This is a genomic window from Methylobacterium iners, assembly GCF_022179305.1.
Classification (GTDB): domain Bacteria; phylum Pseudomonadota; class Alphaproteobacteria; order Rhizobiales; family Beijerinckiaceae; genus Methylobacterium; species Methylobacterium iners.
Genome location: NZ_BPQP01000131.1, coordinates 1 through 11,755, shown reverse-complemented (window position 1 = coordinate 11,755; position 11,755 = coordinate 1). Strand labels below are relative to the sequence as shown.

At 58.7% G+C, this 11,755-nt stretch carries 1 protein-coding gene; it reads right to left on the bottom strand.

The window, feature by feature from the left end; all coding sequences use genetic code 11:
• On the bottom strand, nt 1-11,755 hold an 11,755-nt coding region (locus MFF55_RS25890; protein ID WP_238247026.1), incomplete at both ends, for a CARDB domain-containing protein.

The window sequence follows — 11,755 nt, the reverse complement described above, 5'->3', positions numbered from 1 at the left end:
CGTCGTAGACGGTGTCGGGCAGCAGGTAGCGATCCGAGCTGTTGGCGCTGATGCGGCCGTCCTCGTTGGCATCATACAGCCGGCTTGTCGTCACGAGGCGATCACCGGCGGCAAAGCCCCGGATGGTGTCGTTGCCCAGCCCAAGACCCAGCGCGGTGTCAAAGTAGAACACGTCCCGCCCCGACGTGCCTGTCAGCACCTCGCTCAGGTCCGTGCTGAGAAGCGCCCTCGCCGGTGCGCCCGCGCTGCCGGCAAACGCAAACCGCTCAGCGCCGGTGATCAGGTCGGTGGCGTCACTGGCCCCTGTGTGGGTGCCCGTCACGCTCAGGCCTGCGCCGCTTTTGACCACGCTGTAGTCGCCCCGAGATCCGGCAAACACCACCGTGTCCCGGCCCAAGCCGCCCTCGATCGTGTCAGCCCCACCGCCGCCTGCCAGCCGATCATCGCCCTCGCCGCCGATGAGCGTGTCAGCCCGCTCCGCGCCCGTGAGCGTGTCGTTGCCGCCCAGGCCGTTGATCGTCCAGCTCGCCCCCGAGGTCGCCACAAACACGTTGTCGGCCGCCGTGCCCGTGTAGGCCACAGTTCCAGAAGCCGCAGTGTCGATTGCCAGGCTGAGCACGGCCGCTCCACCCGGGCTGCCTGCCGCATCGGAGTAGGAGCCGGCGGCCACCTGGATCAGCATGGCGCTATCCCGCACGTTAGTCTCGGGCGTGTAGCTGACGGTGTAGACCAGCGGATCGCTGGTGGCGGTGAGCGCGCCCAAGCTGCCGCTCTCGACGCTGAGATCGGATTGGCTGAACCCGACCGGCGCTTCCGAGAAGCTCAGCGTTAGGAAGGCGGTCTCCCCCACCCCGAGGCTTGCCCTGTTGGAGGTGATCGTCAGCCCGGGCGGGGTGGTGTCGCCAAAGCTCACGCCGGTGCTGGTGACCGGGTCGCCTGAGGCGGCATACGAGTAGTAAGTCACGCCATCGTGCACCTCGGAGCCCATGAGCACCAGGTTCGACACCACCCGGCCAGTGCTCGAGAACACTTTCAGCGAACCCGTGTCGGAGATTGCATCGTAGATGGCGTCAGGGAGGGAGAAACGGTCCGAGCTGCCAGAACTGACTGAACCGTCCTCGTTGGCATCATACAGTCGGCTTGTGGTCACGATGCGGTCGCCGGAGCTGAAGTTCCGGATGGTATCGTTGCCCAGCCCCAGACCCATAGCCGTGTCGAACAAGAATACGTCGCGGGCAGCGGTGCCCTGCAGTGTCTCGTTGCTAGGACCGCTCTGGACCGTGCCGGTCGGCTTATCGACAACTGGGTCAACATTCAGTGTCACGGTCACAGCATCACCAAGGACCGTGCCATCGGTGGGACGGTAGGTGAAGCTGTCGGTGCCGAAGAAATTCGCCCTCGGCGTGTAGATGAAGCCGCCGTCAGCGTTCAGCACCAGCTCACCGTCAAGGGGACCATTGACGAGTACGGCGCGCAGGCTCTCACCGTTCGCGTCTGTGTCATTGACGAGCACACCCTCGGCTGCGGGAACGATGAGCGGCGTGTCCTCATTTGTCGTGAATGCGTCAGGGGCTCCGACGGGGGGGCGAAGGGAGGGTAGGATCAGATCAAACACGTCGGACGCACTTGCACCCGCAATGTCTGTGGCGGTGACCCTCAGGCTAAGACCACCTGCAAACCCTTCTGGGGGCGTACCTGACAAGGTGCGCGTAGCCGGATCAAAACCGAGCCAGTTCGGGAGCGCACCATCTGAAGCGAGCCCGACTGTGTAGGTCAGCGTATCCTCGGCATCAGGATCCGTGAACGTATTGACCGGGATCAGAAGCGAGAACGGTTTGCCAGCATCGACGACTTGATCGGCAATCGCCGCCTTCAGAACAGGCGCATTATCGACTTTGATGCCGGCAGTCGCACCGACGTTAAGTGCGGCACCGGTGAGCGCGTTGCCGGCACGATCCGTGATAGTCGAGCCATTCAGCTCAAGCGCGCTGGCCACTGCTACGCCATCTGGGTCAAACTCGCCCGCACCAATCAGGTACCGGAACACGAGCGTGTCCGTGCCACTCCCGGAATGATAGCTGGCTGGCCTGGCGGTCTCACCAAGGGTCAGCGCCAAGCTTGGAGCCGTGACGCCGGCGGAGACGAACACCGCTTCTGAGAAGCGCACAGCGACATCGAGCGTTTGACCGGCGCCGTAGTTCCCATTCGGCGGTAAGTTCACGGAGGTGACAAACGGCGCCAAGAAATCAACCACGATAGCGTCAGGAGCGACCTGCACCACGCGATCTGCCACGCTGGGCGCCAGCTCCACGTTGCCGGCATTGTCCGTGGCCGTTGTGTAGAACCTGTAGGTCCTTCCCGGGTCACCGACGTACGTCGCTTCCGTCAGGGTTGTATCAGTCAACCAGGGAACGTACGCCCCGCCGTCGACAGACACATAGACAGTATAGCCCTTGATCGCAGATCCGACGTCGCTACCACCCCATTCGACAAGGAACTCTGTGGTTGCGACGCTCGCGTTCGCCGGCTCGCCCTCCACCTGAGACGTGGGAGCGTCCAAGTCGAGCGTGTTGAAGATCGCGGGTGTGTCGATCGGCTCCTGCGTCCTGAAGATGATCGTGGCACGCGCGTCGATGACGTCGCCCGTCTGTGCCTCCGCGTCGGGTTGCACGCTGTAGTTGACGAAGCCTTCGCCCGTGCCTTTCTCCACATTGGGAGGCAGGAAGCCCACTCGCGGGTCGTTGGGGATCTCACCGGTGTTGGGGTCAATGGTGGTCAGCGACCAGAATGCCTCACCGCGTTCGAGATCCACACCTGCAACGACGTCCAACAGGTAGCCCTTGGTAGCAGTCAGGTCCAAGCGCTCAGAGTAGAAAGCCACGTTGTCCGGTACATCGATCGTGATGTCGCCCCAGCCGAAGTCACCCAGCCGGAAGGTCCGGGCATCGAGATTTCTATCCAGTTGCTGCGTGACCGTGACCTGCTGCGCAGGCGCGGTCGCGTCTGACACGTTCTCGAAGCGAATTGTGTAAGGTAGGGCGTCGTCATCGACCCAACGATCCGGCCCAAAACCTTGTGGCCCTAAGATGTCATTCGGGTCGCGTGGAACAATAATGGAAGTAATTTTTTTGATAATATCACTGAAACTGTCTTGTATACTTCCGCCTTTCTCAAGAACTTTTTTAACGGCTTTGGCAATCTTTTCATCGATTTTTGCAATTGGGGTGCTGCCCCCAGAACTTGGCTTGGGCGCCTTCTTAACCATGTCAATAGTCTTGATTGCTTTAACACTTAGTTCGTTGAATTGTATATTTGTATTTAGATAGTCGACAGAGCGCCTGATGCCCTGAGTGTTATAGTCTTCCCCAACCTCAAAATCTAACGAACGATTATAAGCATCCGTCCTTGCCTGCAACCCGCGTCCAACAGTAGCAACTGTGCTGGCACCTATAAGTACCGTAACGAGAGCCGCACCTATAAGAACGGGCACAAAGGCGACCTCGCCATTAGCATCGATGTAGCTTGTCGGTTGATTAAAAGAGTATCTGTAGAGATTCGTCTCTCCATTCAATCCGATGGGATCTGCTTGCATAAACCTGCCCTCTTGAGGCAAGTAATGCCTTGCCCGCATGAAGTTCAGGCCGCTGTCATCTTCCATGACCCCCCATTGGCCGACATAGCCAAAGGGGTTCGTCACAATTTCCTGTGACGAGAGAAGCTCGCCGAAGGGCAGATATTCATAGCGGTTCAGGTAAGCGCTATTATCACCAGTAAGACCAATGCTGGAGCCAATTGCATCGAAGTCGAAAAAGGCTTGGCCAGCCGCAGATTGGGAGGACTCCAATCCAAGTCCATGCACATATCGCGCAACGAGTTCCTCGCTCGCGCTGTATTCGCCTACAACGTTACCAAAGCCTGACAGGTCTATCTGGTACTCAGTTCGTGTGCCGTTGTGCACGCTAGCTACACGATGGCCGAGTGCGTCATACTCATAGTTCCAAGTGTCACCTGGCGTGCTAACACTGACAAGCCTGTTCTCAGTGTCATAGCTGTAGGTCGTTGTGATACCATCCTCAGCTTTGCTGGTGAGGTTTCCATCCCTGTCATAGGTGTAGGCTGCGCCGCCAACCGAGGTGTACTGATTGAGGTTGTTGGCTGAGTACTCCAAGGTGTCGCCGTCGTCAGTCACTGCGATTCGATTGCCGGCCGCATCGTAGCGGTACTCTATGTAACGGCCTCCCGGCAGGGTGACGCCTGTGAGTTGGCCAATCGCATCATATTCGTAAGACGTGGTGCCCTCGAGCGTAGTAGAACTCATCCGTCTGTTCATAGCATCATAGGTATAATCAAAGCGTGAGTTTACAGTATCATCCGCCTTGTAATTGACTAAGCTGGTGAGCTGCCCAGCGGCGTCATAGCTGTAGGTTGTGTATGTACCGTTGCCGTTGTTCCCCCGGTCGAGACGACCAGCAGCGTCGTAGCTGTAGGCGGCTATTTGCTCACCTGCTGCATCGGTAAGCTCTGCCATCCGGCCCATTTCGTCGTAACGATAATGTACCTCGTGGCCGGTCTCGTCGACCATTGAACTCCTGCGGCCTACGGTGTCGTAGGTGTAGGCCAGGAAGCGCCCGTCACTATCGGAGACCCGGATCAGGCGGTCAGAAGTGTCGTAAGCAAAGGACTTGCTGCTATCGGCATCTATGGCGGTCGCGAGGTTGCCGCGTGCGTCGTAAGTGTATGTTGCTCGGGTGCCGTCAGCATAAGCCTTCTCAAGCAAGTATCCCTTGCCGTCATAGGTGTAGGTTGTGCTGTCACCACGCCGGTTGATCGCTACACTTAGGTCTCCGTCAGCATCATAGCTGTACCGCTCCGTACTGCCATCAGCGTGGGTGATGACCTGCAGATTGCCCCGGTTATCATAATTATAGTTGACCAGATTACCATTTTCATCGCGCGCACTTGCGATTCGACCAAATTGGCCTTCATAGCTGAGGCGAACGCTGTTGCCGAGCGCGTCAAGCGTGCTCACCAAGCGTCCCACCTCGTCATACGCGCCGCTCGAGGTCGTCCCGTCCGGATTTATGACTTCCGAAAGGTTCCCATCTTCATCGTACCTGAGCTGCGCCACCTCCCCAAGTGGGTTCTCGACTTGCGCCACCTGGCCGCGCTCGTTCAGCAGCAGTATGGTTGTAGCACCCGTGGCATCTGTCACCGTGACGCGGTTGGCGTCGCTGTAGCTGTAGGTGAACGTCTCGGCTCCATTGTTCAGGTTTACCGCCGACAATCGACCGTATGAGTTATACTCGTAGTGGCTCACCGTCCCGTCAGGCAGCGTCACACGAGCCAGCGCGTGCTGTGCTGGACCAGGTTCCGTGACGTACTCGTAGCGTGTGCTTCCTTCGGGCGTTGTGATACCAGTCAGGTACTCGCCAGTCGGATCGTAATCCAGGCTGATTTCTCGACCAGTTTGGTCGGTAACTAGAACAATCCGGCCTTGCGCATTGTAGTCGAAGCTAAGGCTGTCGCCATTGCTAGCGGAGACATGGGTCAGGAACGCGTCAGTATAAGTGGCTTGCAGGAGGCCACCGTTTAGGTCCTCAATCGCATCAAAGCGCCCATCCACGTTGAACTCGATGCGAGTTCCATTCTGCAGCCGCAGATCAAAGGCGCCACCCGCCTTCGTTAGTTTAGCGGTACCCTCGCCCTTGTAGCTGCCGTCAGCCTGCTCCTCGAACTGAAGCTGCATACCACCAAGTGACACGGTGACGTTGCCGTCGGCGTCACTTATCGCAGTGATGTCCCACGCAAATGCTCGGTCGCGGCCCATCACGCCGATCTCGGTCGAGCGGAGCAGGGCGCCACCATCGGTGGCTTCATTGAACGCCACTTCAAGAAGCCGCCCGAGATCGTTGGTGCGGCTCTCAAGTTGATCGAGGTGCGTGGCGTTCTCAGCCAGCATAGCGGTGTAGTCGCCTGCCGTCGTGCCGAACTCGGCAATTAGGTTTTTCTTGATCTGCTCCCAAGCGGCTGGATCGATGTTGTCGGGGCGAGCACTCTCCAAAATGCTAGCCCAGTCCATCTCCCGATCTGCCGAAAGGCTTGAGAGGCCAAGCTGCACGGCACCACCGCCCTCGAAGTCAGGCGTAAAGAAGAGTTGGAAACTGCCCTGCGCTCCCGGAGGTAGGATGCCTGCTGGGCCCTCATTGTTGATGCCGAGCAGCTGTAGGGAAGTGCCCCCGAACTCCTCGTCACCGGGCAGCTTGAGGCGGGCATTGCCAGAGATCTGCAGCAGTGGTGCTGCGACATCTGTCTGGCCTTCGTTCCTGTAGTAGACACGTACAGTGCCGGTCTGGCCCAACCTCAGCGCTGGTGGTGTGTCCATCTCGAACACGACCTGTCCCGGGGGAAGGTTGTTGACGGTGAACCCATCGTCCAAGACGGCAGACTTGGCGCCATCGGTGATCTTGACGTCGTAGGCTCCAGCATCAAGGCCGCGCAGGTCGAACGTCGCCCAAGCCTCGGTGCTGTCCTGCCAAACAATCCTGCTGGCCTTGTGCTCAACACCGTCCGCGCCCACCAGCACGGCAGCCGTGCTGGTTGTGAGTTCAGCTCCATCAATCCGGATTGTGACCTGGCCGCGGTTGCTGCCACTATCCACGCCAAGTTCAGTGATGGAGAAGCGTAAGACTTCCGCGCTGATCGAATAATCCATTTTTTGCGACGGGTTGTAGGCCGTCACATAGTAAGAACCAGCCCGCGTGTTCGGGATGACGATCTGCTGGTCCGGCGAGTCGGCCAGGTTGAAGCGGTAGTCGAAGTCTGCCCGGCTCGGCATCTCGCCATAGCTGACGAAAAGCTCGGTCCGCCCAACGGGCGATGCGCTGTCAAACCCCACGCGCAGCGTCTCGCCCGCCGCGACGTCTACCCTGTAATGAACCGACTTTTGTTGATCGATGACCCCGTTGTCCGAGCCGCCGAGCGGGAGGTTTTCCACGTCAAGTTCAACGCCGTCGAGCGAGGCGCCTAGATTGTTCTGCTCGTTAGTTTCGAGGATCTGATTGCGGATATCACTGCGGATGAGAACGTAATAGTCTCCGCTCAGTACACCGGGAAACGTTCCGGCCACCGTCGTGGTGTAGCTGCCACCTGCAGACAATGGGCCGTTCTGAGAGGCGGCTCCGAAGAGCTGATCGCTAAGATCCCAGATCTTATCACGCGACAGGTACACGCTGTCCCGCCAGGAGCCGTCCACCTCTCGGTCGCTTTGGTTCGTGACAGTGTAGGTGATGCTGGCCTCAGAGCCCGGTGTGCCGTTCTGCGGGACCGTGATCGATCCGGCGACCAGATCGACCTTCTGCGGCAGCGCAATCTGCGCAGCAGAGCTATCGACTGCGATGTTGTTGGCTTCGCCCCCACGCTCAAAGATTGCATTGCTGCTATCAGCTGCGGCGATGACATAATACGGGCCAGCGACGCCGACAGGGATGGTGAACTCTGAACTGAAGCTTAATTCCTGGCCAGCTAATAAGCCGTCTTCCTGAGTAGTGAACCCAAGATAAACATCGCTGTTTCGGTCCAGAAGAGAGTCGCGCGACAGGTAGAAGACCTGCCGCCAGCCAGGCGCTGCAAGCCCTTCACCGGTGTTAGCTACGGTCCAGTTGACTTTGATGTTCTGCCCGCTGATGGCAGTGTCGCTGGCTTGCAGATTGCGAATGACAAGGTCGGGTGTCTGCGTCTGCTGGATGCGGATTGGAGCTGACGCAGCTGTCGCGTTGTTGTTCTCACCACCCGGCTCGTAGACCTGGTTTTCGATGTCCGTGCGCACAAACACGTGCCAGTCGCCCTGCAGGTTCCATGGCACATCGATAGCACTGGAGACCGTGTATTCTGCTCCTGGCTGCAGCGTCTCGTAGTGGTGAATGTCCTTTAGAACGATGTCGTCAGCGTTTCCGAGTGTTTCGTCAGAGGAGAGGACGATTTGGTCTGTCCAGTATTCCGCTCGGGTCCGACCATCGCCGGTGTTGCTGACCGAGTATTGCACCGTCATTTGCGTCCCATCACCGGCAGCGATGGGGGTCACCACCGAGGTGACCTGGAGGTCAGGTGGCGAGAACGCTTCGATGTTGATGGTCGTGCCGTTGGTGTAGGTGCGGGCAGCCGTGACGTTGTTGGTGTCTGCCCCGTTCTCCCAGACCACACGGGTTGCATCAGTTTCGACCAGGATCTGGTATTGTCCGTTGAGCTCTGGTGTCAAAGCGATCTGTTCGCGCCTGGTATAGACCTCGCCGGGGTTCAGGATGCCGTCATGGCTGAAGGTCCCAAGAAGCACGTCATCGGTATTGCCAAGGGTACCGTCACGAGACGCATAGACCCGATCAGTCCAGCTTGAGCCGATGGTATCTCCGTTGCCCTGATTGCTGACGGCCCACTCAACGACAATTGCCTCGCCTGCTTTGCCTGTGCTCGGCGCCACGGCGGAGGAAGTCACCAGATCGCTTGCGTTGATGATGACAGGAAGGGCATCAGTGGCCGTGACGTTGTTGCCGTCGTTCAACTCGAATACCGCGTTGAAGGCGTCGGTACGGCCAAGGATATGCACCTGCCCGTTAAGGTTGGTTGGTAGCGTCAGAGTGATCGTATCGGTGTAGCTGGAACCCGCCTGGAGCGTGCCGTTGTGAACTTTCTGGCCCACAAGCAGGTCGGTGCTGTCGAGGATGGCATCTGACGAGAGAAAGAAGCTATCAGTCCAGAAGTTGTTGGGCGGCGCACTGGAGCCGGAGTTTGTCACCTCGTAGGTGAGGCTCAGCTCACGGCCTGCTTTCACCTCACCGGCAGGGCTGAGGGTACGCATTTCGAGATCTGGCGGCGGGGTCAGGCGCACCAGCGTGGGCGAGCTGTCGCCGGCAAAGTCATTCGCTTCGAAGGCATCGCCGATTGACGGCGCTGGGCTTAGCTGGACGAAGAAGTGGTGCTCGCCACTGACACCAACCGGCAGCGTGACGTTGATCGTTCGGGTGATCGAGTCTGCGCCATTGGCGTTGGGAAATGATCCCACGCGCTCGTAGTAGCGCGCGACAATTCTGTCGCCACCAAGAGCGCCGCCGAACCCGCCACCAAAAGTGCCGCCGAGTACGCTGCCTGAAGAAGCGCTGAGACCACCCCCTGAAGAAGCACTAAGGCCGCTACTTAAGGAACCGCCGAACCCGCCACCAAAGGCGCCATCGATTATGCCCCCTGAAGAACCGCTAAAGCTGGAAGCGCGTGCGCTTGAAGAGCCGCTGCTAGAAGCTGCGGCCACAAGCAATGCCGGCCGTTCCTCAATAACATAGTAGAGCTTGTAATATACGTGATCTCTCACACCCTCATGCACAAGCGCGTCATTATTGTCTAAGACGGCGTCCTCAGACATGTAGACGCGTTCAATCCAATCTGGTCTGAAGCCCTCCGTCGACATCTCACGTATGTAAGTGCGACCGCCAAGACCAAAAGAACCGCCACTCTCCCCGAGCTGGAACGTGCCGTTAACAGCCTCGTATCCCGGCCACGGCTGGAAGTCTCCTAGTTCGGACAGCTCCGAAGCGACGATATCTGCTTGACCAACGTTCACCACTTTGAACGTGAGCGGCATCCGCTGGCCAGACAGAGCCTGCTCGGGAGCTGCGACGTCTGTGACTGCAAGATTCGGCAGCTCGGAGAGCGGAATAGGCCGGATGTCGATGACGGAGCTTGCATCGAGGTTGTCACCCTCCCAGCTGAGCTCTTCGACCCCATCGTTCAAATCCGCTTTGACGAGGATGCGGTAGTTACCTTCTAACCCTGCCGGCAGCCTGACAATTTGCGAGTTCGTGTAAGATTGCCCTGGCTCGAGATAGCCAGGGTTTGCCACTTGGGTGAGGTAGACGTCGTTTGTGTCAAGTTCATCATCAGCCGAGAGGTAGATGCCGTCGTTCCAGTAGGGCGCTGACGTTGGAGCGTCGCCGGTGTTGGTCACCGTCCAGCGCACTTCCACGTCCCGCCCAGCAAAGCCAGACGTCGGAACGATCACGGTTTGCGCCTTGAGGTTGGGTACTGGTGCCGGCGAGATTGTCAGTGGGTCTGAATGGCCCTCGTTGTTCGTCTCGCCGCTCTGGCCTTCGGCGATGACGTTTGCTGCTTCCGTCTGAACGACGACGCGGTACTCACCACTGAGCGTCAGTGGAATGTCGAGGTTTTGCACTCTGGTGACGCTCTCGCCAGCGGTCAGCGTACCCTCGAACGCATGGTTGGCGACAAAGATGTCCAGTCCTGGCGTGGAGACATCGTCAAGGTAGATACGATCCACCCATCCGCCAGAGTAAGCGTTGCTCTCCTGGTTTCTGATCTGCCATGAAACCAGTAGCGGCTGACCAGCCGTGACCTGATCTTCGGGCACACTGACGCTGACGTCGTCAACAACAAGGTCAGCTTCGATGTCAGCAACAGATATGCTGACCTGCTGTTCCAGCACGGAGCCGTCACTGCCAACAGCCCGAATGGTAATAAAATGAGATGTTGCCGCCTCATGATCGAGGACGGCGCCGTCCAAAACACGGATCCGACCCTGATCCAGGGCAAAGCGTCCTCCAGCATCATCGAGGAGCTGGTAATCGAACGTCACGCCTTCGTCAGAGTTTTCGACTCTCGCCTCGCCGACGACGGTGCCAGCAAGGGCGTTCTCCTCAACCTGTGCTTTGCTGAGGCTCAGTTTCAGATCTTCGGCAACGCTGATGGTGAACTCCGCCGTGCTGCTGCTTCCATCAGCGGAGGTCGCTCTGATTGTGATCTGGTGGCTCGGCGCTGCGTTGTGGTCGAAGGTTGCCCCCGACGCTACGCGCACGACACCGGTCGCCTCATCGATGATGAAGCGGCCCTCTGCGTCGCTAGTAAGGTCGTATGTGACGGCGCTCGTCGTCGCGTCTGCATCAGAGGCGAAGACGCGAATGCCGACAGTACTGCCGCCGATTGCGTTTTGCCGAACTATGTTTGCCGCGTTATTGATGTCTTGCGGAGCAGTAACAGCAAACTCGTTGACGTCGCCTACGGCGATCGAGAAACTTTCCTCATACTGTTGACCTAGCTGGTCAGTGACCCGCACCCTGATCGAGTGAGCAAACGCACTCTCCCGATCAAGAAGAGAGCCGTTTGCGACGGTAATTACGCCAGACGCCGCATCGATCGTGAACCTGCCGCCCGCATTATCTACGAGATCATAGATTAGCGTCTCACCGGTGTTGGGATCCTTTCCGGTCACGGTACCCACGACGGTACCATCCGCTGCATTTTCGCTGACGGAGCCACCAGTGATCGTCAAATCGTCAGGGGGGATGTTTACTCCTCCGGTCCCGAGACTTGGGGCTTCTGGATATACATTGGAGAACGCTAGCGCGCTGGGGGCCACACCTTGCAGTCGAACAAGTGTGACGAACGCCTCTTCGACGCCTGAACTGTCGGGGTCGACCTGAATTAGCGTGTCGGCGCCGTCTGCAACCGCACGCATATGGCCAGTTGCGAATGGATCGTCGCCGAAGTTGTAGCCCGTGAGATAAACCAGAACGTTGTCTAAGTTGAGCACGTCGCCGCCTGTGCCGGTGGCGAAGTCCGTCACCACGTCGGCCACGAAAGCAGGGTTTGAGGCGTACCAGTCGAGGTGGTAGGTGTCCCGACCTGCTCCGCCCGTGAGTGTGTCCTGCCCCGCGCCATAGGACACAGCGTAGAACTGGTCCGCGCCCTCGCCACC